The organism is Salmonella bongori NCTC 12419 (assembly GCF_000252995.1).
GTDB classification, from domain to species: Bacteria; Pseudomonadota; Gammaproteobacteria; order Enterobacterales; family Enterobacteriaceae; genus Salmonella; species Salmonella bongori.
The window spans coordinates 808,320-830,223 of record NC_015761.1; the positions used below are offsets into that span (position 1 = coordinate 808,320).

Genomic DNA, 21,904 nt, shown 5'->3' on the forward strand with positions numbered 1-21,904 from the left:
AACGACACTAAGTATAGCACCGGGTTTTCACTTTGCTTTTCTGAATTTACCTATCACTTTAATAGTGCGGATAAGGTTTAATATTAATTATTTATATTAATCAGATGGTTATGAAAATGTGTTGTTGGGCGGGTAATAATTCTCATTTTAATGTAAAAATGAGAAAAATATGACGCAGTAATAATGCGATAATAACCGAGTATAATGCGATGATATTCTGCATGATTATGCACATCATGCAGAATAAGAAATTATTTTACGTCAATCTGTGTAATTTGCGGCTCGCGTCGAATCGTTAAGGTAGATCCCATAGAGGCGGCAATGATGGCACACAGGGCCATGATCTGTACGCCCGTAAGCGTTTCGCCCAAAAAAATCATCCCCGAAACGGCGGCAAGCGCGGGCTCCATGCTCATCAGCGTACCGAAAGTACGGGTGGGCAGACGCGTCAGCGCAATCATTTCCAGTGAATAAGGCAGCGCCGTAGAGAGCACCGCTACCGCTAACCCTAAGGGAAGAATTGACCAGTGCCATAGTGCGTCACCGGCCTGGACTGCACCAACAGGCACAAAAATAATCGCCGCAATCAACGAACCTACCGCGACCGTCGCCGGCCCATGCTCCGCGCCGGCCCGCTGGCCGGTAAGGATATAGACAGCCCAACAGGCGCCAGCGCCGAGCGCCAATGCAGCACCGGTCAGATCAACATGAGAGACATCTTGTCCTAACGGCAGCAGGAACCACAGGCCCAGCACCGCCAGGACTACCCAAATAAAATCTACCGGTCGGCGGGATGAAAACAGCGCAACCGCAAGGGGGCCGGTAAATTCCAGCGCGACCGCAATACCCAATGGCACCGTCTGAATTGACAGGTAGAAAAGATAGTTCATCCCGCCCAGCGACAGACCATAAAACAGTAAAGGCAGCCGTTGTTCTCTCGCAAACCGCAACCGCCAGGGTTTGAAAAAGGTCATCAGGATAAGCGTTCCCAGAGCCAGACGAAGCGCCGTTACGCCTGGTGCGCCAACAAGGGGAAACAATGATTTTGCCAGCGAAGCACCACTTTGAATAGAGGACATGGCAATGAGCAAGACCAAAATGGGCAACCAGACTGGTAGTTTACGTGTCGACCCCGGCATCCTTTCTCCTGTCAAAAAATGTCAGTACGAGTAAAGGTGGCAGTGTAATGGAAATTCCCCGTGGCAGTTTAGGATTCGTTGAAAAAAAATTTCCAGGATTACATAAAATGGACTTAAATTGATGGATAAATAGGCTGATAGTTTAGGAATAATCTGGATGAATGTGTTGCGCCTGACGCGCATTATTGGTGCAATCAACCGGAAAAATGATGTTAATTGAATAAGATAGCGGGGTATGGAAACGTTCTGTTACATGAAAGGCGCTCTTAGACACCGTGAATCGCAAAGAGTTTCCCATTAATTTTTGATATATTTAAAACTTAGGACTTACTTGAAGCACATTTGAGGTGGTTATGAAAAAAATTGCATGTCTTTCAGCACTGGCCGCTGTTCTGGCTTTTTCCGCAGGTACTGCTGTAGCTGCTACTTCTACCGTTACGGGTGGCTACGCTCAGAGCGATGCGCAGGGCGTAGCGAATAAAATGAACGGTTTCAACCTGAAGTATCGTTACGAGCAGGATGACAACCCGCTGGGCGTAATCGGCTCCTTCACCTACACCGAAAAAGATCGTACTAACGGTGCGGGCGATTACAACAAAGGCCAGTACTACGGTATCACGGCTGGCCCGGCTTATCGTTTGAACGATTGGGCGAGCATCTACGGTGTGGTCGGTGTGGGTTACGGTAAATTCCAGACGACTGACTACCCAACCTACAAACATGACACCAGCGATTATGGCTTCTCCTATGGCGCGGGTCTGCAGTTCAACCCGATGGAAAACGTTGCGCTGGACTTCTCTTATGAGCAGAGCCGTATTCGTAGCGTTGACGTAGGCACCTGGATCGCTGGCGTGGGTTACCGCTTCTAATCACTTCGGTGAAAATGAAAAATCCGCCTTTCGGGGCGGATTTTTTTTGCCTGGACGGGCGCTATTTTTTCGAAAAAATATCCGTACCCAGATGGTTATAGTCTACCTTCTGTAATTTGAAATTGGTGATATAAATAGGCCCGGCGTTCTGCTCTGAGATAAAGCGATAGCGGTTTTTGATCTCTTTAGCGCTAATCCCCGTCCACTGTGAGAAAAAGCTCAGGAAATCGTTCGCGGAACGGCGAGCTTTAATGATCCTGTGTGCTTTGTCGTTGCTGGATAACACCATAAATGGCACCTGGAAATTCTGCTGGAATTTGTCGTCATGCGCCAGATACTGCACTGCTTTGCCGCGCTCTTTAAACGCCAGCCCGTGGTCGGAAAAATAGACTAACGAAAAACTGTTGCCGCTATGACGAAGTTGCGTGTAGAGCTTGCGGAGCAAATCGTCGGTTTGCGTCATCGTATATAAATAACAAGACGTTTCTTTCGACTGGACAAACGTCACGTATTTTCCCTGAGTACGGTCACAAGCCTGAGGATGTGAGCCCATCAAATGCAATACCATTAACTGCGGCTGCGTGCGTTCTGTGGCCAGTACCTGCGCCGTCATGGTTAACAGAGCGTCGTCGCGAGTGTTTTTATCCGCTTCAAAATCGCCATTTTTCAGAAAATGTACCTCATCGGCGCGTTTGGCGATACTGGCGATCGCGGTGTCATATTCGCCGATTTTCCCCTGATTAGAAAACCACCATGTCTGAAAGCCGGCACGATTGGCCAGAGTGATAACGTTATTCTGATATTGCGGTTTGTTATCTACCACGCGGTTTAATGTTAAGCCGAGCGATTTTTGCGTTGAACCGCTGGCGGCAATGTAATCCATAAAGAAGTCACCGTTCACATGGCTGGCGAAGGGCGTGTTATCCCAGTGGCCACCGAAGGCGCCCATCGCGTCCCGCCTGGCGCTTTCTCCAATCACCACTACATAGATGTGGTATTTAGGTTTTACCGCGGTGACGGTCCAGCTATCCTTTAGGCTGGATAACTGCGCCATACGCTGCTGCTCTTCAATCACCTCGGTATTATTAACGATAACGTCTTTTGCAAAGCGAAAGACCGGATAGCCGGTATCAATCACCTTAAAAACACCGCCCCAGGCCAGATTTTGTACCGGCGCGACAAAAAATGCCGCAACACTCACCAGCAAACACAGGCTATCTGCGCTATTCCAGCGCGATCTGGGCTCCTCTTTTTTGCGGCGAATGGCAATTATGCCCAGTGCGCAAATGAAAAAGCCTGTCAGGTAGCTATACCACGGAAATAGGGTCAGGATTTCGGTCGACTCTTCTACATTGGTGGAATGTAGCGCCAGTAGCGTATTAAAATTCGGCGCGCCGTAAGCCTGACCAAACGGAAAATAGAAAGCAGCCACCAGCGAACAGATGCCGAGTAACGCTTTTTGTCCACGGGGCAGGTAGCGCCAGAGTAGCAGTAACAGGCAGGTAAACGCCGCGGTATAAAGCAGGCTAAAGGGGTAGCCAAGCGCGAGGTTAATCAGCAGGGACTGCAAAAAGTAGAGGCCCGCCCATGGGCTCATAGCCCGACGACGAGCGAGAAGGGAATCGATAAGGGTTAAATTCATATGCCACTATTGCAAAAACGCCATGTGCTAACCCTGGCGCGAAGGGTCGTTACCTGCCTGATTATACATAAAAAAGCGTATCGGGTTCGCAACGGCGAGTCGCAAAATATTCAGGGCTGCCAGAAGATAGAGCGTGCGGGAACGAAGGTCAACCGCCGGGAAGGAAATGTTTTGCGAAGAGAATAGCAAAACCACAAAAAACAAGGGCAATGGGCGCTATTTCCTGAGGGATACGACATGAAGCGGCGTACCGCGACGCCGCGTTATTTTGCTGACGGGGTATTCTGTTTTGGTTTGCCATTGATCATATCGCACACCATAGAAAGCAGCATCAACCGGACTTTAAAGGGAGAGTGGCTAAACACGCGTATACACCTCTTAAACTCGTTCATATAGACCTCCTGATGGCGTTATCCCATCGTTCCGTGAGGGATGTCTGTATTACATACAGATATAGCACAGGCTATGTTTTATAGCTATTGCTAAAACGTTAATTTTTTGTGCCAGGACAACTCTGGTTTACAATGAGCGCTCTGTCAGCTGACGCGGTAACGTGTCACAGAAACGAGGAAGCAAAATGAGTCGTCGCGCAGGTACGCCAACAACAAAAAAAGTGACGCAATTGGTAAACGTAGAAGAGCACGTTGAAGGGTTTCGTCAGGTCAGGGAAGCGCATCGCCGTGAGTTGATAGACGACTACGTTGAGCTGATTTCCGATTTAATTATCGAGGTAGGGGAAGCGCGTCAGGTGGATATGGCGGCGCGGCTTGGCGTTTCCCAGCCGACCGTGGCCAAAATGCTTAAGCGCCTGGCCTCCCTGGGATACATTCAAATGATCCCCTGGCGCGGTGTTTTTCTGACATCGGAAGGGGAAAAACTGGCGCAGGAAAGCCGTGAGCGGCATCAAATAGTCGAAAACTTTCTGCTGGTGTTAGGCGTAAGCCCGGAAATTGCGCGTCGCGATGCGGAAGGGATGGAACATCATGTCAGCCAGGAAACATTAGATGCCTTTTTGGCCTTTACGCAACAGTATGGAACGCCTGGAGAATGAAGCTGGCTTTTTTACGGGCATTGCGCCGCGATCGTTTTTTTCAACTGTTGATCATTGTTGGCATGGCGTTAAGCCTGTTTGTTCCTTTTACGCCTCGCGCCTGGCCTGACGCGATCGACTGGCATACCATTATCACGCTGAGTGGTTTAATGCTGCTCACCAAAGGCGTTGAGTTAAGCGGCTATTTTGATGTGCTGGGACGCAAGATGACGCGCCGTTTTACTACCGAGCGGCAGTTGGCGATGTTCATGGTACTGGCTGCGGCGGCGCTGTCGACCTTCCTGACAAACGATGTCGCGCTGTTTATCGTGGTGCCACTGACGATGACATTGAAAAAACTGTGCGCCATCCCGATCAACCGGTTGATCATTTTTGAAGCGCTGGCGGTGAACGCCGGTTCGCTGCTGACGCCTGTCGGCAATCCGCAAAACATTCTGTTGTGGGGACGATCTGGCTTAACATTTGCTGAATTTAGCGAACAAATGGCGCCGCTTGCCGTCATGATGATGTTAACCCTACTCCTCCTGTGCTGGTTTTGTTTTCCGGGGCGAGTGTTACAGTACCATACCGGCACGCGTTCGCCGCAGTGGCAGCCCCGTCTGGTGTGGAGTTGTCTGGGATTATATCTCGTTTTTCTTACCGCGCTGGAATTCAGACAAGAGTTATGGGGGCTGATATTTGTGGCGGCCGGGTTTATCGTGCTGGCGCGCAAAGTGATCGTTAGCGTGGACTGGACGCTGTTGCTGGTGTTTATGGCGATGTTTATTGATGTACATCTGCTGACGCAACTGCCCGCCCTTCAGGGGGTTTTCAACCAGGTTGGTACGCTGTCTCAGCCAGGGCTTTGGCTCACTGCTATAGGCCTGTCGCAAATTATCAGTAATGTACCCAGTACCATTTTACTGCTGAACTATGTGCCCGCGTCGATACTTCTGGCATGGGCGGTGAATATTGGCGGTTTTGGCCTGCTGCCGGGGTCGCTGGCAAATCTCATTGCGTTACGGATGGCAAACGATCGCCGAATCTGGTGGCGATTTCACCTTTATTCGTTGCCAATGCTGGTTTGGGCTGCGCTGGTGGGGTATGGATTATTACAACTGATATCGTGAGAGAAGCCCGACCGTGTTTATCGGGTTTGGTAGGCCGGGGATGGCAGTAGCCCTCGCCCGGCGCTAAGCTTATCAGTTCAGACGAACCGGCATTCCGGAACGATCCTGAACCGCTTGTTGTACGACGGCCTGATCGACGTCCGGCTCGTTGGTAACCGCCAGAATGCTCTTATTGAGCGTGATCGGCACCGCTTCTTTGCCTTCAAACTGTGCTTCCGTCGTCGAGAGCGGGTTATGCACTTCAATGTAACGGCTGCCGTCCGGCTCGGTGGTGGCTTTTACCGGTTCATCGATAAACTGCACGCGAGTGCCGACCGGCACATTCTCAAACAGGAACTTAATATCATCGTTACGTAGACGCACGCAACCGTGGCTCACGCGAAGCCCGATGCCGAAATTAGCGTTAGTGCCGTGAATAGCGTACAGACGGCCAATATACAGCGCGTATAGCCCCATCGGGTTATCCGGACCCGCAGGGACGACAGCAGGCAGCGGCTCGCCAGCGGCGGCATACTCAGCGTGCATTTTTGCCGTCGGCGTCCAGGTTGGGCCGGCTTTTTTACGTTCAACTTTGGTCGTCCAGTTGATAGGCGTGTCTTTACCTAACTGACCGATACCGATCGGCAGGACGATGACGGTATTGGTACCTTTCGGATAGTAATAAAGGCGCATTTCCGCGCTATTGATAATAATACCTTCGTGTACGGTATCCGGCAGGATCAACTGTTGCGGAATGTTCAGCACGGTTCCCCCCTTCGGCAGGAAAGTATCCACGCCAGGGTTGGCCTCCAGCATGTTAGACAACCCCATCTGATATTCCGCGGCGAAATACTCCAGCGGCTGGGTATTGCCCTCTGGAACGGTGATGACCTGGTTTTGCCCAATTAAACGACTACCATCGGTAGGCAGCGGATAAGTGACAGCTGACGCTGTTTTACAAAAACCAACTACAGCGAAAGCCGCCGCAAGAAGCGTTGTTAATTTCATATTCATGTTATGCGAGATTCTGTGTCAAACAGGCTAGTGGGTTGAGAATTCTGTCATGTTGGGAGCGCATTATAGGTGCATTCCCGTAAACAGGGAATTCAGATGTGTACGAAATCATGTTTTTTCCCTTAGGGTTCAGTGTAGCCCGTTGTCGTCGGGCGCGATCTTATTTCAGACTTGTGGCATAATAAGCGGTTTGTCACATCTTTTTTCAGGATAAGCCTGTGTTAGTTTCCAGCAACGTTACCATGCAGTTCGGCAGTAAGCCGCTGTTTGAAAATATTTCCGTCAAATTTGGCGGCGGCAACCGTTACGGCCTGATCGGCGCCAACGGTAGCGGAAAGTCCACTTTTATGAAAATCCTCGGCGGCGACCTTGAGCCGACGCTGGGCAACGTTTCTCTCGATCCGAATGAGCGCATTGGTAAGCTGCGTCAGGACCAGTTCGCTTTTGAAGCGTTCACCGTCCTGGATACCGTTATTATGGGGCATGGCGAACTGTGGGAAGTAAAACAGGAGCGTGACCGCATCTACGCCCTGCCGGAAATGAGCGAGGAAGATGGCTATAAAGTCGCCGATCTTGAAGTGAAATACGGCGAGATGGACGGCTATTCCGCCGAGGCGCGCGCGGGTGAATTGCTGTTGGGTGTGGGTATCCCACAGGAACAGCATTATGGCCCGATGAGCGAGGTCGCGCCAGGCTGGAAGTTACGTGTACTGCTGGCGCAGGCGCTGTTCTCTAACCCGGACATTCTGTTGCTCGACGAACCAACCAACAACCTGGATATTGATACTATCCGTTGGCTGGAACAGGTGCTGAACGATCGCGACAGTACAATGATCATCATTTCGCACGACCGCCACTTTCTGAACATGGTCTGCACGCATATGGCAGATCTGGATTATGGCGATCTGCGCGTCTATCCGGGTAATTATGATGAGTATATGACGGCGGCGACCCAGGCGCGTGAACGCCTGTTGGCCGATAATGCGAAGAAAAAAGCGCAAATTGCTGAGCTACAATCTTTCGTCAGCCGTTTTAGCGCCAACGCCTCTAAATCGCGTCAGGCAACGTCACGCGCGCGTCAGATCGATAAAATTAAACTGGAAGAGGTGAAAGCCTCCAGCCGTCAGAACCCGTTTATCCGTTTTGAGCAGGATAAAAAACTGTTCCGTAATGCTTTGGAAGTGGAAGCTCTGACAAAAGGCTTTGATAACGGTCCGCTATTTAAAAAGGTCAATTTGCTGCTTGAAGTGGGCGAAAAGCTGGCGGTACTCGGCACTAACGGCGTGGGTAAATCTACGCTGTTGAAGACCCTGGTCGGCGATCTGGATGCCGATCAGGGCACCGTTAAATGGTCGGAGAACGCCCGTATTGGTTATTACGCTCAGGACCATGAATACGAGTTCGAAAATGACCTGACAGTGTTTGAATGGATGAGTCAGTGGAAACAGGAAGGCGATGACGAACAGGCGGTGCGCAGTATTCTGGGACGTCTGTTATTTAGTCAGGACGATATCAAAAAACCGGCGAAGGTACTGTCCGGGGGAGAGAAGGGCCGTATGTTGTTCGGCAAGTTAATGATGCAAAAGCCGAATATCCTGGTCATGGACGAACCTACCAACCACCTGGATATGGAATCTATCGAATCGCTGAACATGGCGCTGGAATTGTATCAGGGCACGCTGATTTTTGTTTCCCATGACCGCGAGTTCGTCAGTTCACTGGCGACCCGCGTCATTGAAATTACGCCGGAGCGTGTAGTGGACTTTAGCGGCAACTATGACGATTATTTGCGTAGTAAAGGGATAGAGTAATTTCCTGCCTGGGCTACGTAGATAAAACTCATGCCCGGTGGCGTTGTGCTTGCCGGGCCTACGTATTTTGGATCGTAGACCGGGTAAGGCGACGCCACTCTGCTGCCCGGGAATGTTTACCGTATCCACTCCCGCCGGTCTTCGCCGTTGACCCGCAGTGTGCGTTTTTCTTCGGCCGGTAATGATACTTTCAATGCTTTCCACGCCGGACGATAATCGCCGCGCGTGTTTATTGTCAGATCAATCGTCGTTGCGGTACAGGTCATCTCCCATTCCAGCCACAGCGCATGGCCTTCCTTATATCTCCATGATTCGCCGTCATCCTCAAACAGCAACCCTGATGATACGCCAGCGCCTTTCACCGGGAACAGTTTTAGCTCCCGGCTGGTATCTGCGGCAGCCTTCACGTAGGCGATGCGATCGCTCAGCGGCAGACCCGCGCCTGCGCGTACCAGTAACGGTAGTTTTTCCAGCGGTGCGTCGAGCGTAATCCACTGACCGCCGCTAAACCATGCGCTGGTGTAGAAATCATACCAACCGGTTTGGTTAGCTGGCAGCCAGACGCGGCGCTTGCGCTCCCCTGGTGAGACGACGCTGGCGACCAGCATATCGCGTCCCAGCAGGAAATCGTCGCACTCCTCAAAAGTCTGCGCGTCGTGCTCATGGTCGAGAAAAGTAGGTCGTAGCATCGGCTCATCGTCAGCGTGCGCTTGCCATAACAGAGTGTAGAAGTAGGGCAACAGACGGTAGCGTAGTTCAATAGCGTGGCGAATTGCTGGTGTGACGTCCGGATACATCCACGGTTCGTTGACCGTATGATCGTCGTTCCATGAGTGGATAGTAAAACGCGGATGCATCACGCCGTTCTGTACCCAGCGCACAAACAGTTCCGGGTCTGGTTTATCCCCGGAGAAACCGCCAACATCATGGCCCAGGTTGTACAGACCGGAAAGGCTCATCCCAAGTCCCATGCGAATGTTGTAGCGTAGGGTATCCCAACTGGTGCGGTTATCGCCGCTCCAGGTCTGGACGTAGCGCTGCATCCCGGCACAGCCGGAGCGGGAGATTAAATACGGGCGTTTCGTCGGTGCAAAGCGCTGTTGTGCCTCCAGCGACGCGCGGATCATCAGTAGCGGCATGACCGGGCGAATGTGTTTAATAGCGACCTCATTGCCAAAACCGTGGCAGCGTGCTTCGCCGTCCCACACCTCAAACTCGTTATTATCGTTCCAGGTCGCGTCAATGCCCATCTCCAGCAGCTGCGTGGTAACGCCGTTCTGCCACCAGGCAATAGTTTGCGGGTTGGTAAAGTCGAGATTGGAACCTTCATCATCCCAGAAACTGGAGCGTTCCGGGGTATCGCTTTCAGAGTCGCGGATAAATAATCCCTGTTCCGCTACGTCGTGATAGCGTGGGTGATCCTGCAACAGACACGGTTTAATGTTGGCCGCCAGATGCATCCCCGCGTCATGGAATGCCTGGCTCATTATCTTCGGTTGCGGCACCTTGTCGTAGTTCCAGTTGAATACGTAGCGCTTGCCGTTAATTGAGGTATAACCTGAAGAGAGCTGGAAGGAATCGCACGGAATGGCGTGCTCGTCGCACAGACGAATAAAATTCATCAACTGGTTCTGCGCGTCTGGCGCGTCGGTGTAATGCATGGTCGAACCGCTATAGCCCAGACTCCATTTTGGCCCAAACAGCGTTTTCCCTGTCAGGCGTACAAAGGCTTTGGTAACGTCAAGCACACGCTCGCCGGTAAACAGGTAGTAGTCAATATCGCCTGCTTCTGCTTGCCAGCGGCGGTAGGCGGTGTGGTAGTTGTCTATCTCGTTGCCCAGATCCAGCCAGCAGCTACTGAGGTTGTCATAAAACAAGCCGAAGCTGATGTCATCGCGGCGGGTAATAGTAAATGGAATGTGTTTGTACAGCGGGTCGGTGCTGACGGCGTTGTAACCCATTGCATCAAGATTGCGCATTTCGTAGCGTTTGCCGGTACGTTGCAGATCGCCCGCTTTATCGCCCAGACCATAAAAACGTTCATCCAGGCGGCGGCTCTGGTAGTGGGCGACGCCGTCGCCGTGGGCGTTGAGCAGATAAGCGCTGGTGGGACGGTCATTCACCAACGGTTGCCATTTGCCTTCGTCGTTGCGATAGTGCCACTCAATCCACAGCGGCTGGTGGATGGTAGCGCGCAGCGATTCGGTGGCGACAATGAGCGTGCCGTCCTGCTGGTGTAGTGTCCAGGCGGGCAGAGTAAAGCCGCTAAGGTCTTCTCGCCTGCGGCCTTCCCACGGTACATCCTCCACGGGAGCGATACTCCAGGTGCGGTTCAGCGCCAGTTCGCCCTTACGTTTTACCAGGACGCGAAACAGAGTCTCCTCCAGCACATAGAGACACAGCGTATGTTGGCCGTCGACCAGCAATTCGATATGGTGGGGGAACTGCTTTTGCACTATCCAATTTTTTAGCGTTTTCATGTTTACATCCACTCTCAGGCGCGTTTTGCGCGACGTTCAGCAATAAAAGTGATCAGGAAGAAGGCGCCAATCAGGTCGAAGAAACCCATGGCGACGAACAGTGGGTTGAAACCAATTTTGTCGGCGGTTACCCCGATAATCAGGGAGAACAAGAAGCTCGCGATCCACGCGGCAGAGCCGCGCATACCGTTAACGGTCGCCATTTGGCCTTTATCGAATGATTCCACGACCAGTGCGCTCAACATGCAGGAGATGATCTGATGACCGAAGCCACCAATGGAGATGAGAATAATGGTGATATAGGGGTTCCGGGTGAAGGCGACGATGGCCAGTGAAATCATCAAAAATGCGCCTGTCACGGAGCTTGCAACGACCGAGTTGACGCGGGTGCAGCCGAAAATACGGGTATAGAGTCTGGTCAGATAACCGCTGGCAACGCTACCGAGATCGGCGGCGAGAAATGGCAGCCAGGCGAACATAGCAATCTGCCTGAGATCCATACCCAACTCTTTTGACAGATACAGCGGCACCCAGAAGCTCAGTACTGCCCAGGCAGGTTCCGCCATAAAAGCCGGAATGGCGATCCCATAGAAACGTTTATCTCTCCCGACCGTTTTCAGTGCAGTGATAAACGGTAATGTTAGCGCCGGGGCTTCATCATCCTGGCGGATATAGTCCAGTTCTCTCTGGCCCAGGTTCGGGTGTTTATCCGGCGAGTTATAGAATAGCCACCAAAGTACGACCCACAGCATCGCCAGCACGCCGGTAAACATAAATGCACCCTGCCAGCCAAAAGAAGCATGGGCAAAGTAGATGATGGGGGGCGCCAACATCGCGCCGATAGAGAAACCGACGCCAGCCCAACCTGAAGCGATAGGGCGCTCGGATTTCGGGAACCATTCGCCAATGGTTTTAGCGTTGGCTGGGGTTGCCGCCGCCTCCGCGCCGCCCATAAAAAAACGTAGAATAGCGAGATATAACCAGCTCCCGGCGCCGGCATGGAGTAAGCAGGCCAGCGCCCACAATCCGGCGCAGATCATAAAGCCGAGCTTGAGGCCAATCACGTCAATTAGCCAGCCGCACAGCGGCTGGAACAGGGTATAGGCAAGCTGGAAAGCGCCGACGATCCACGAATATTGTTCGGTAGTGATCCCAAGGCTGCTTTTCAGTTCCGGCGCCAGGATCCCCAGCGAGTTGCGAGTGATATAGTTAACGGTCACGCCAAGTAAAAAGAGGACCAGTATCCACCAGCGTAGATTTTTTACTACGCGGCGGGATTTGCTGGCGGCCATATCATTATTGATGCCCTGGCTCATAACGATCTCCACTGGATGGTATAGGGGGTGGCGGAACAGTTATCAGAAAAATTGTTACACCACGCTTATTAACTGTTTGATTATTATTGTTTTATTTATTAATACTTCCGCCACTTCGGGAGGAAAGTTGTTCTACCAGTTCACAATAGGAGAGTAAAAAAGCCACGAAAAGCAGGTTTTGTGCACGTTTTTTCATCGCACGTTACGGTAGGGTACGAATCTCTTTTTCAGGCCAGGCAAGATGTGTTTTTTGGGCTATGAAATTTCTTTCATTTCTGAATTTGAAGCGGATCACAAAATGGAAAAGAAGCTGAAAATCGCCGAAATTGCTGCGCGTACCGGGTTATCCGCCAGCACGGTTTCGCGCGTCCTGGCCGGGAAATCAAATACCAGCGTTCGCGCCCGTGAACACGTACTGGCCTGCGCTCGTGAGTTGGGAGTGATGGACGGAATGGCAGCAGGTCGTATGTTGCTTAACAATTTGATCATTTTTGCGCCGCCGCGGGCCTTTGATGAGCGACTGGATATTTTTTATTACCGCGTAATCCAAAGTATCAGTAAAGCGCTCTCACCCCATGAAGTACGCCTGCGTTATTGTGCGCTGGAGGAGAATGACAGCGATCCGGCGTTGTTTCTGACCCGGATGAACGAACCGGAGACTCAGGCGGCGATCCTGGTCGGCATTGACGATCCGCATATCCACGATCTGGCGGCAGATCTCGCCAGGCCCTGTGTGTTGATCAATTGTCGCGACGATCGAATGCGGTTGCCCTTAATAGCGCCGGATCACCGTCTGATTGGCGCTTTTGCCGCCCGCTATCTCTTTGAGATGGGGCATCGCCAGGTGATGAACGTCATGTGCCTGCGCCGCTACACGATGGAGCAGCGTTTGGCGGGTATAAAAGAGGCATGGCGGCAATACAATCTGGATTTCCAGGACGAGCGAGATTTACTGATTATCAGTAACTTCAGCGCGAAAGAAACGGAAGATAAGGTTGGTGCCTGGCTGGATGCCGTTAATGGCAGAACACTGCCGACAGCGTTATTGGTTGGCGGCGATTTTATGGCGGCAGGCGCCATTAACGCGTTGCGCCTTCGCGGCCTGCGTGTGCCGCAGGATATGTCAATCATGAGTATTGACGCCTTTAATCTGGCGGCGATTGAGGATATACCGCTTACGGCGGTCCATGTACCACGTGACGAGCTGGGCGTTGAGGCGGTACAGATGCTGCAACAGCGTCTGATCCGCCCACATGCGCCCATCGGCTCGCTATTGCTGCATGGGCGTCTGGCGGTACGGGAGTCGGTACGACGAGTGCGCCCAGGTAAAGGGCACACCGTCGTCACAGGCGAGGGGCTGTACGACAGTCAAACGTCCATACCTAATGCCCGTTTACCGTGAATATTCAGATCGCGCAGCGTGAAGCGTCCTTCCCAGGTGGTTTCATAGTCTTCGCGGGGAAAATCGGCCGGTGACGCGCCTGTCTCCAGCGCGGCTTTTACCTTACGCGCATAGGCCAGATTCTTCTCACACATTGGCGCGGCAGGAATATACATTACATTGCCCCAGCCCCGTTGATTTTCCACTGGCGCAACCGAATGGATGACATCGCAATGCCACCAGACGGAATCCCCGGCTTCCAGCGGCGGAATGCTGGTTAACGCCGCCATCAGTAAAGGATGCCAACGTTGTGAAACCGGCAGCACCCGGCCCGGCGCGACGCCGCATAGTTCATCTTCCGGGACATCATCCAGCAGCGGGCGCAGCAGAATATACGCCATCGCTTCCGGGATAGGGACGACATGCAGCAAACCCTGACCGGGCAGCATATCGGAGAGCGCGGTCCAGCCCTGAAAGGTGCGAAATACCGAGCATTTTGTGGTGTTATCCACCGTATACTCTTCAACTTCGGTACGGTGCGCCGCATTCCACGGATCGTACTGCTCGACCTTGCCATTAAACACGCTGGCGAATACCTGCTGATAGGCCGGAAGCAGCCAGCGCTCCAGCGCGCCGGAGTCGGTATGCGCTCCCAGCCCTTTGGACGTGGTGCCCGGCGGGCGGCGACGGATGCGATCCGGGTAAATTATGCTGATATCCGGATTAAACCACCGCTTGCCTTCGCTCTCTGTCTGCCACAGGTGGTTGAGGAACGACTGCACCAGCGCCATCTCTTCACTTTGGCGGGCCTGCATTTGCGCCTGCGACCAGTAGACAGGATAGATTTCAGGCCGGGAGGCGCTTAGTGTACCGAAAAAATTATCCCCCGGCCCTTTATACACTTCGTCAAAATGGTTCTTGTCCAGATAGTCGAGCATCGACTGGTCCCATGCCAGTGCTCGTTCGCGTGGAAAATGACCTTTAATCACCGCGCACCCGCGGCGCTTAACCTCGGCGCGGGTGGCATCGCTAATGTTGCCCATCGCCAGTTCGCTAAAAGGAATCATCGGCCATATCGGTTGCTCCTGTGCCTTCAGATCGTCAATTTCTGCCACCCGGGCTTCTATGGTGGCGCTCAGGCGGTTGAATATTGTCTGCACATCGCCGATTTGCGCACGCAGCGCCTGCTTCATCTGTCGAATGGCTGCTTTCGGTTCGGCGGGCAGCGCGTCGTGGGTAAAAGGAATCGTCATATCAACCTCAGTGACTTTCGTTCGAAAGTGAATTTTATTGTATATGACACTTTAAGTTAAAATTAGGTTAATGCAAGTTTAAAATATTGAAAGTGGTCACCAGAGAGACATGAGATGAAAACATAGACCGACAGCGCTTCTGGGGCCTTATGTGTTATTTATTGGGTTCAACTGCTTTTCATTCGAAATAAATTTGTGGTTCTGCTCACATTGTTATTAAAATGTTTCTGGTCGCAGTGACAGCCAGGAGCTTAAGTATGACCGTTAATGTTGTCGTTACCGATATGGACGGCACTTTTCTCGACGATGCCAAGCAGTACGATCGCGTACGCTTTATGGCGCAGTATCAGGAACTGAAAAAACGTAATATCGAATTTGTGGTCGCCAGCGGGAATCAGTACTATCAATTGATCTCCTTTTTCCCCGAACTGAAAGATGAAATTTCCTTCGTCGCAGAAAATGGCGCGCTGGTATACGAACACGGCAAGCAAGTGTTTCATGGGGAATTAACCCGGCACGAATCGCGTATTGTGATTGGCGAACTGCTAAAAGATAAGCAGCTTAATTTCGTCGCCTGCGGTCTGAAAAGCGCATATGTCAGCGAAAACGCCCCTGATGCTTTCGTGGCGCTGATGGCAAAACATTATCACCGCCTGCAACCAGTAAATGATTATCACGACATTGACGATATCCTGTTTAAGTTTTCTCTGAATTTGCCTGATGAACAAATCCCGCTGGTTATCGACAAACTGCACGTAGCTCTGGATGGCATCATGAAGCCTGTTACCAGCGGTTTCGGCTTTATCGACCTGATCATCCCGGGGCTGCATAAAGCTAGCGGCATCAGTCGTCTGTTAAAACGCTGGAACCGGTCGCCACAGAATGTCGTTGCCATTGGCGATAGCGGTAACGATGCAGAAATGTTGAAAATGGCGCATTACTCTTTTGCCATGGGCAATGCCGCAGACAACATCAAAGCGCTGTCACGTTATCAGACCGAGGATAATAACCATCACGGCGCGCTCAACGTTATTCAGGCCGTGCTTGACGGTACCGCGCCCTTCTGATTATCAGGCCTGTGTAGGCCTGATAAGGATGCGCCATCAGGCAGTTCGGGCATCTTGCCGGATGGCGCCAGCGGGATTACAGCATATGTTCAGTACGGGCGATAATATCGTCCTGCGCATCCGGCGATAGCGCGGTGAAGAACGCGGAGTAGCCTGCTACACGTACGACCAGATCGCGATACTGGTCCGGATGTTTTTTCGCATCCAGCAGAGTGTCGCGCGATACGATGTTGTACTGAATATGCCAGCCTTTATGCACCTCAAAGAATGTCCGTAGCAGCACCATCAGTTTCTGTTTGTCAGATTCGTTTTCCAGCGTCGTTGGGTTCAGTTTCTGATTGAGCAGCACGCCGCCGAGAATCGAACCGGTAGGTAATTTGCCTACGGAGCCAATTACCGCCGTCGGGCCGAGATGATCCGTACCCGAGGCTGGGCTGGCGCCTTCCGCCAGCGGCGTATGCGCTTTGCGGCCATCCGGGGTCGCCATAGTTGCCGCGCCAAACGGCACATTTGCCGAGATAGATGATGTACCGGCGTAATAGCTGCCGCCAATCGGGCCGCGACCATAGCGCGGGTTATGATATTGCTTTAGCTCATCAATATAGCTCTGATAAGCGCGCGCCAGCAGGGTATCGACACTGTCATCGTCGTTGCCGTACTTCGGCGCGCCGTTAATCAGACGTTGACGTAGCTGTTCATGGCTCAGCCCGTCAAAGTCATCGGTCAGCGCGGCGGCAAGCTGCTGTTGACCGATAACGCCTTGTTCGAAGACCAGTTTTTTCACGGCGGCGAGGCTGTTGCCCAGGTTGGCGATACCGACCTGCAGACCCGATACCCAGTCATATTTCGCGCCGCCTTGTTTGATGCTTTTCGCACGTTCAATACAGTCATCTACCAGCGCTGAACAGAGGATATCGTGGACGTTCTCTTCCAGCATGGTGTCGACTACATACTCAATTTCGATCGATTTGCGCGTGTAGTAGCGAATCTGGCTATCCCAGGCGGCCATCACTTCGTCAAAATTGTTGAAGTTGCCTGCGGAGAGCGCCTTTTTCTGCGGTAAAAATACCTTGCCGCTGGTGGCGTCACGACCGCCTTCCAGCGCCGCCAGCATGACGCGGGCGAAGTTAATAAAGCTCATGCCGGTGCAGCGATAGCCCCATTTCCCGCCGACGGCGGTTTCGATACAGCCAATCGCCGCGTAATCGTAAGCATCCTGCGGTTCGATTCCCAGCTTGATAAATTCCGGGATGACGATTTCATCATTATTAAACGCCGGCATCCCAAAGCCGCAGCGGATGACCTGCACACACGCGTCAAGGAAATCGTTACTCATTCCGGCGTGATAACGCACACTGAGGTTTGGCTGAGTAGACCGCAGACGTCCGCAGGACTCCAGAATGGCGTAAGACAGCGGATTCACTGCATCCAGTGGCTGTCCGTTGATGAGATTCTGACCGCCAATGGTGACGTTTTGATACAGCGGGCTGCCCGCGGAAGCTTTAGAGTGCGAACCGGAACGGATCTTGTTGACTTCCAGCAGTTTCAACCAGCAGCTGTGCAGCAGTTCAATAGCGTGCTCACGATCCAGCGTCTGGTTGAGTTCAACGTCACGACGGTAATAGGGGTAGAGATACTGGTCCATGCGGCCAAACGACACTGAGTGACCGTTAGATTCAATTTGCAAAATTAACTGAATGAAGTAGCACAATTGCAGCGCTTGCCAGAAGGTCTGCGGCGGTTGGTGGGCAATCACCTCGCAGTTTTTCGCGATGGTGAGGAGTTCATTACGACGGCTTTCGCGGGTCTCTTCGCCCGCCATCTGGCGCGCCAGTGCGGCAAAGCGCGTGATGTGCTGGCTTACCGCGTCCAGCACAATATCAATCGCCTTCAGAAACTGCTCGCCATGCAGATCTTCCAGCACGGTCAGGTTGATGCGTGAGCGGCGCTCGGCGACTTTATGGCGCAGGCCATCAAGCCCTTTTTCCAGCAGTCGCGGGAAGTTCACCGCCAGGTGCGCATCGCCAGAGGTCATATTGCCTTCGGCTTTGATAATGCCAGTCGCCAGCAGCCCTTTTTGTTCATCGGTAAACATGCCGTAGCAACGATCCTGGACGGTTTGACCGCGCCACCACGGACAGACGTCATGCAGAATACGTTTGTTTTCTTCACTTACGGAAAAACCCGCGCCGGGCCTGTCCGCCAGGGCGTCGATCTCTTTTTCAATCCACGAGACGGTATATTCCGGGAAAATCGGCGCCGCCCGAACTTCGCTTGCCTGGTTGCCGACGATCAGTTCGTCATGTTTAATCCAGATAGTACGTTCCGCCAGGTGATGGGCCAGCGCCAGCGCACGGCGTACCGGAATCGGTTTATCCAGATGCTGTTGGTACATTTCGGTATAATGCTGCGCACGTTCGGTACAGACCGGCGGTTTCACGATATGTACCAGCGCGGTTTTGTGCGCCTTAATGCGGTCGCTGAGCGTGTCCAGTTTCAGTTGGGTCATGATAATTATCCTCGTAGGGTCGCGGTTAAACCTTTTTGGCAGGCGTACTTCTGGGCAAAATCAAGTAACGCCGGCGCATCCAGTGGTTTATCCGGGGCATGATAGGGCTGACTGAGTAAGTGGTATTTATTGATGCCCAGCGTGTGGTAGGGCAGAAAATGAATTTCCCCGACGTGCAGTTCGTCGGCGGCAAAGTCGGTAATGGCTTTAATGGCCTCCTCATCGGCATTAAATCCCTGAATGAGCGGGACGCGGATCACCATTTTTTTGCCCGCGGCGGCGAGTTTCCGGAGGTTTTCCAGTACCCGCGAGGCGCTGCCATCGGTCCACTGCTTAAACGGCGCGTCGGCGACATGCTTTAAATCAGCCAGAAACAAATCGATATAAGGCAGCGAAGGTGCTACATATTTCCATGGAACATGCAGGCAGGTCTCAACCGCGGTATGAATACCGGCATCATGGCTGGCTTTAAACAGTTCTGCCGCCAGTTCTGGCTGCATAAACGGTTCACCGCCGGACAGTGTCAGACCGCCGCCGCTACGATCGTAAAAAGGTTTATCGCGCAGTACCGTCGCCATGATCTCATCCACGCTTTTTATTTCGCCGCAGACGGTTAATGCCTGTGTTGGACAGCATTGAGCCAGGCTGGAAAAATGGGTGTCGGTCAGTTTTTCACGATGAATGAGCAGGCCGTTTAGCGCGCGCTCAATGACGTCCGGCGCGGCTTGCGCGCACAGGTCGCATCCTTCCAGGCACAGTCGCGCATCGTATAACAGATCCTGGGCGCGGGCGCGGCTTTCGGGGTTCTGACACCAGCGACAGCCCAACGAACAACCTTTAAGGAAGACTACGGTACGGATGCCGGGGCCATCATGGGTAGAATAGCGCTGAATATTGAAGATCATAAACGGCCTCTTTTATTTCATATAAAGATTAAATTACTTTCGAATGAAAGTTGTCTTGATGTGCGTCAACGGAAGAGCAAGTTCTGAAAGAGGTGTTTTTTAAATGGTGTACAACCTCACAGCTTGAGGTAGTGGTATGACGTTCAGGATCATGCCGCACCAGCGTATTGTGCTACCTGATGTTGCGTATTCGACTAAGCAGGAAGAGAGGAGGGATAGCGTGCTGATTGCGAGATTTACCGGACTTTCACTGGATGGGGCTAACTCCCTGATGCCTTAATCTCCCTTCGAATCACGACCCGGCGCGTGATGGCACGCCGGGTTCTGGCTATTGCCCGCAGACCTCACAGCCGGGGTTGCGCATCAATTTCATTTCGCGAAACTGACAGGTCATCGCATCGTACATGACAATTTTTCCGCTAGCGGGCTGACCATAATGCGCCAACAGTTTAATGGCCTCCATCGCCTGGAGCGAACCAATCACGCCAATCAACGGCGCCATTACCCCCGCTTCTACACAGGTCAGAGCGTTTTCGCCGAACAGACGGCTCAGGCAACGGTAACAGGGTTCGTTTTCCCGATACGTAAAGACGGTAACTTGTCCTTCCATACGAATGGCCGCGCCGGAGATTAGCGGCACTTTCGCGGTATAGCACCCGGCGTTAAGTTGATTACGTACGCTAACGTTATCGGTACAGTCCAGCACCAGCGAATGCCCGGCAATCAGGCTGGTCATCGCCTCATCGTCCAGTCGCGCGTTGATCGGTGTAATGGTAATGTGTGGATTGATACGCGCCAGCGCGTCGTGGGCGGACTCCACTTTCGGCTGCCCGACCATTGCGTCGTGATGCAGAGTCTGGCGTGGAAGGTTGGAAACAGAAACCGTATCGAAATCGAGCAGCGTCAGTTGTCCGACGCCTGCACCGGCCAGATACTGCGCCGCCGCGCAGCCAAGTCCGCCCAGCCCGACCACTAATACCCGCGCATCTTTTAATGCTTCTTGTCCTTCAAAATCGAAGCCGCGCAGAATAATTTGTCGGTTATAGCGCAGCATCTCCTGGTCGCTAAGTTCTGCCATTACAGGCCTCCGAACAGGGTATTAAATGGCTCGACGTCCACCCATTCTCCCGGTTCAACGTTACCGCGCTCACGCTCCAGCACAATAAAGCAGTTGCCCAGACTAAACGAACTGAAAATGTGCGACCCTTGATGTCCGGTGGTCATGACCTCCAGTTCGCCGTTAGCGTTATGCTGCAGTATCCCGCGTTGGAAATCGAGACGTCCCGGCGTTTTCTTTAGTCGCGACGCCGTCCGTACGCGCTGGCGTGGTGGCAGGCCACAGGCAGTGTTACCACTGAGTTTCGCCAGCAGCGGTTGTACCAGTTGATAAAAGGTGAGCGCTGCTGAAACCGGATTGCCCGGCAGGCCGCAAAACCAGCTATTGCCCAGTTTGCCGAAGGCGAACGGTTTACCCGGCTTGATAGCCAGCTTCCAGAAGGCGATTTCGCCCAATTCCTCAAGGATCGTTTTGGTATAGTCTGCTTCGCCGACCGAGACGCCGCCAGAGCTTATTACGACATCTGCCTGACTGTCGGCCTCAAGAAATGCGGCGCGGAGCTTACAGGGATCGTCGGGGATAATGCCTAAATTGATGACCTCGCAGCCAAGCTGCTGCAGCATCAGATGGACAGTCAGACGATTGGTGTCATAAATTTGTCCCTCGCCCAGCGGTTGGCCTGCAAGCTGGAGTTCATCACCGGTTGAGAACAGCGCGACGCGCACTTTGCGTACTACCTGAGCATCGGCAATACCCAGTGAGGCCAGCACTGGCAGCTCGGCGACCGTCAGGCGCGTACCGGCCGGAAAAACTACCGCGTCCTGGCGAATATCTTCGCCGCGACGGCGTATATTCTGCCCGCCACGAACCCCGGCGGTAAAACGCACGCCGTCATCGGTTTGCTCCGTTTGTTCCTGCATCACGACCGCCTCACAACCTGTCGGTATCGGGGCGCCGGTCATAATGCGAATACAGGTTCCCGCAGGCCACTCTCCCTGATAAGGCTGACCGGCAAACGCTTTGCCCGCGACGGGTAGCGGCTTATCGAGGGACAGATCTGCTAACCGTACCGCATAACCGTCCATCGCTGAGTTATCAAAACCGGGTACATCCAGCGGCGAAACGACATCGGTTGCCAGAATACGGCCAAAACAGTTTACCAGCGGCAGTGTCTCGACGGCGGTGAGCGGGGTAATACGCGAAAGCATCTGGGTCAGCGCCGCTTCAAGCGACATCAATTCGGCGGAAAATTCCATGAACCTACTCCTGCGAAACAAATCGAATCCACCTATTATGTCAGAAAACCGTGGCGGGCAGTATGC

General features: G+C 52.8%; 18 protein-coding genes. 7 read left to right on the plus strand and 11 right to left on the minus strand.

The features are described from left to right. Window positions 1-251: 251 nt before the first annotated feature. Window positions 252-1,139 carry a threonine/homoserine exporter RhtA gene (gene rhtA / locus SBG_RS03760; RefSeq protein WP_001119561.1) on the minus strand — a complete coding sequence of 296 codons (888 nt, stop codon included), beginning with the start codon at window positions 1,137-1,139 and terminating at the stop codon, window positions 252-254. Between the two features lie 353 nt (window positions 1,140-1,492). Between rhtA and ompX the strand changes: the two genes are divergently transcribed. Further along, on the plus strand, window positions 1,493-2,008 hold the full coding sequence (gene ompX, locus SBG_RS03765; RefSeq protein ID WP_000716762.1) for an outer membrane protein OmpX: 516 nt from the start codon (window positions 1,493-1,495) through the stop codon (window positions 2,006-2,008). A gap of 61 nt (window positions 2,009-2,069) precedes the next feature. Here the strand turns inward: ompX and SBG_RS03770 are convergent, their stop codons facing one another. Both SBG_RS03770 and mntS read right to left on the minus strand, forming a co-directional pair. Then, on the minus strand, window positions 2,070-3,650 hold the full coding sequence (locus tag SBG_RS03770) for a phosphoethanolamine transferase (protein WP_001054639.1): 1,581 nt from the start codon (window positions 3,648-3,650) through the stop codon (window positions 2,070-2,072). Window positions 3,651-3,913: 263 nt separating this feature from the next. Continuing rightward, window positions 3,914-4,042 carry a manganase accumulation protein MntS gene (gene mntS, locus SBG_RS03775; protein ID WP_001001757.1) on the minus strand — a complete coding sequence of 43 codons (129 nt, stop codon included), beginning with the start codon at window positions 4,040-4,042 and terminating at the stop codon, window positions 3,914-3,916. A 185-nt stretch (window positions 4,043-4,227) separates the two neighbouring features. Here mntS and mntR point away from each other — a divergent pair, with 185 nt between their 5' ends. Beyond that, complete coding sequence (gene mntR / locus SBG_RS03780; protein ID WP_000091025.1) at window positions 4,228-4,701, plus strand: manganese-binding transcriptional regulator MntR; 474 nt, start codon at window positions 4,228-4,230, stop codon at window positions 4,699-4,701. Beyond that, complete coding sequence (locus SBG_RS03785; RefSeq protein ID WP_000761378.1) at window positions 4,698-5,810, plus strand: anion transporter; 1,113 nt, start codon at window positions 4,698-4,700, stop codon at window positions 5,808-5,810. Before mntR ends, SBG_RS03785 begins: the two co-directional genes overlap by 4 nt. Window positions 5,811-5,882: 72 nt before the next feature. Here the strand turns inward: SBG_RS03785 and ldtB are convergent, their stop codons facing one another. Further along, window positions 5,883-6,803 (minus strand): L,D-transpeptidase, encoded by a 921-nt coding sequence (ldtB, locus tag SBG_RS03790; RefSeq protein WP_001056410.1) that lies wholly within the window; start codon window positions 6,801-6,803, stop codon window positions 5,883-5,885. A 218-nt stretch (window positions 6,804-7,021) separates the two neighbouring features. Here ldtB and SBG_RS03795 point away from each other — a divergent pair, with 218 nt between their 5' ends. Then, a complete protein-coding gene (locus SBG_RS03795) occupies window positions 7,022-8,614 on the plus strand; it encodes an ABC-F family ATPase (RefSeq protein ID WP_000961438.1) in 1,593 nt (530 codons plus the stop codon). 116 nt (window positions 8,615-8,730) lie between these two features. Here the strand turns inward: SBG_RS03795 and SBG_RS03800 are convergent, their stop codons facing one another. Both SBG_RS03800 and SBG_RS03805 read right to left on the minus strand, forming a co-directional pair. Then, window positions 8,731-11,094, minus strand: a complete 2,364-nt coding sequence (locus SBG_RS03800; RefSeq protein WP_000854247.1) for a glycoside hydrolase family 31 protein — start codon at window positions 11,092-11,094, stop codon at window positions 8,731-8,733. 14 nt (window positions 11,095-11,108) lie between these two features. Beyond that, window positions 11,109-12,410 carry an MFS transporter gene (locus SBG_RS03805; protein ID WP_000077527.1) on the minus strand — a complete coding sequence of 434 codons (1,302 nt, stop codon included), beginning with the start codon at window positions 12,408-12,410 and terminating at the stop codon, window positions 11,109-11,111. 241 nt (window positions 12,411-12,651) lie between these two features. Between SBG_RS03805 and SBG_RS03810 the strand changes: the two genes are divergently transcribed. Beyond that, window positions 12,652-13,812, plus strand: coding sequence for a LacI family DNA-binding transcriptional regulator (locus tag SBG_RS03810; protein WP_000333598.1), 1,161 nt, complete (start codon window positions 12,652-12,654; stop codon window positions 13,810-13,812). Here SBG_RS03810 and SBG_RS03815 read toward each other — a convergent pair. Further along, window positions 13,779-15,044, minus strand: a complete 1,266-nt coding sequence (locus tag SBG_RS03815) for a DUF1479 domain-containing protein (RefSeq protein ID WP_000154963.1) — start codon at window positions 15,042-15,044, stop codon at window positions 13,779-13,781. The genes SBG_RS03810 and SBG_RS03815 overlap by 34 nt on opposite strands. A gap of 257 nt (window positions 15,045-15,301) precedes the next feature. Between SBG_RS03815 and SBG_RS03820 the strand changes: the two genes are divergently transcribed. Further along, window positions 15,302-16,111, plus strand: a complete 810-nt coding sequence (locus tag SBG_RS03820) for a Cof-type HAD-IIB family hydrolase (RefSeq protein ID WP_000217911.1) — start codon at window positions 15,302-15,304, stop codon at window positions 16,109-16,111. Window positions 16,112-16,187: 76 nt separating this feature from the next. Here SBG_RS03820 and SBG_RS03825 read toward each other — a convergent pair whose 3' ends face one another. Further along, window positions 16,188-18,620 (minus strand): formate C-acetyltransferase/glycerol dehydratase family glycyl radical enzyme, encoded by a 2,433-nt coding sequence (locus tag SBG_RS03825; RefSeq protein ID WP_000192651.1) that lies wholly within the window; start codon window positions 18,618-18,620, stop codon window positions 16,188-16,190. Between the two features lie 5 nt (window positions 18,621-18,625). Further along, window positions 18,626-19,525 carry a glycyl-radical enzyme activating protein gene (locus SBG_RS03830; RefSeq protein ID WP_000576955.1) on the minus strand — a complete coding sequence of 300 codons (900 nt, stop codon included), beginning with the start codon at window positions 19,523-19,525 and terminating at the stop codon, window positions 18,626-18,628. A 136-nt stretch (window positions 19,526-19,661) separates the two neighbouring features. On the opposite strand from SBG_RS03830, the gene SBG_RS22800 reads away from it, so the two are divergent. After that, window positions 19,662-19,805 carry a hypothetical protein gene (locus SBG_RS22800; RefSeq protein WP_153655392.1) on the plus strand — a complete coding sequence of 48 codons (144 nt, stop codon included), beginning with the start codon at window positions 19,662-19,664 and terminating at the stop codon, window positions 19,803-19,805. 48 nt (window positions 19,806-19,853) lie between these two features. Here the strand turns inward: SBG_RS22800 and moeB are convergent, their stop codons facing one another. Both moeB and moeA read right to left on the minus strand, forming a co-directional pair. Continuing rightward, window positions 19,854-20,603, minus strand: coding sequence for a molybdopterin-synthase adenylyltransferase MoeB (gene moeB / locus SBG_RS03835; RefSeq protein ID WP_000829267.1), 750 nt, complete (start codon window positions 20,601-20,603; stop codon window positions 19,854-19,856). Next, complete coding sequence (gene moeA, locus SBG_RS03840; protein ID WP_000395774.1) at window positions 20,603-21,838, minus strand: molybdopterin molybdotransferase MoeA; 1,236 nt, start codon at window positions 21,836-21,838, stop codon at window positions 20,603-20,605. Before moeA ends, moeB begins: the two co-directional genes overlap by 1 nt. Window positions 21,839-21,904 lie beyond the last annotated feature (66 nt).

Coding starts and splice junctions, on each gene's coding strand:
- rhtA (WP_001119561.1), bottom strand. CDS start 1,139: ATGCCGGGGTCGACACGTAAACTACCAGTCTGGTTGCCCATTTTGGTC.
- ompX (WP_000716762.1), top strand. CDS start 1,493: ATGAAAAAAATTGCATGTCTTTCAGCACTGGCCGCTGTTCTGGCTTTT.
- SBG_RS03770 (WP_001054639.1), bottom strand. CDS start 3,650: ATGAATTTAACCCTTATCGATTCCCTTCTCGCTCGTCGTCGGGCTATG.
- mntS (WP_001001757.1), bottom strand. CDS start 4,042: ATGAACGAGTTTAAGAGGTGTATACGCGTGTTTAGCCACTCTCCCTTT.
- mntR (WP_000091025.1), top strand. CDS start 4,228: ATGAGTCGTCGCGCAGGTACGCCAACAACAAAAAAAGTGACGCAATTG.
- SBG_RS03785 (WP_000761378.1), top strand. CDS start 4,698: ATGAAGCTGGCTTTTTTACGGGCATTGCGCCGCGATCGTTTTTTTCAA.
- ldtB (WP_001056410.1), bottom strand. CDS start 6,803: ATGAATATGAAATTAACAACGCTTCTTGCGGCGGCTTTCGCTGTAGTT.
- SBG_RS03800 (WP_000854247.1), bottom strand. CDS start 11,094: ATGAAAACGCTAAAAAATTGGATAGTGCAAAAGCAGTTCCCCCACCAT.
- SBG_RS03805 (WP_000077527.1), bottom strand. CDS start 12,410: ATGAGCCAGGGCATCAATAATGATATGGCCGCCAGCAAATCCCGCCGC.
- SBG_RS03810 (WP_000333598.1), top strand. CDS start 12,652: ATGTGTTTTTTGGGCTATGAAATTTCTTTCATTTCTGAATTTGAAGCG.
- SBG_RS03815 (WP_000154963.1), bottom strand. CDS start 15,044: ATGACGATTCCTTTTACCCACGACGCGCTGCCCGCCGAACCGAAAGCA.
- SBG_RS03820 (WP_000217911.1), top strand. CDS start 15,302: ATGACCGTTAATGTTGTCGTTACCGATATGGACGGCACTTTTCTCGAC.
- SBG_RS03825 (WP_000192651.1), bottom strand. CDS start 18,620: ATGACCCAACTGAAACTGGACACGCTCAGCGACCGCATTAAGGCGCAC.
- SBG_RS03830 (WP_000576955.1), bottom strand. CDS start 19,525: ATGATCTTCAATATTCAGCGCTATTCTACCCATGATGGCCCCGGCATC.
- SBG_RS22800 (WP_153655392.1), top strand. CDS start 19,662: ATGACGTTCAGGATCATGCCGCACCAGCGTATTGTGCTACCTGATGTT.
- moeB (WP_000829267.1), bottom strand. CDS start 20,603: ATGGCAGAACTTAGCGACCAGGAGATGCTGCGCTATAACCGACAAATT.
- moeA (WP_000395774.1), bottom strand. CDS start 21,838: ATGGAATTTTCCGCCGAATTGATGTCGCTTGAAGCGGCGCTGACCCAG.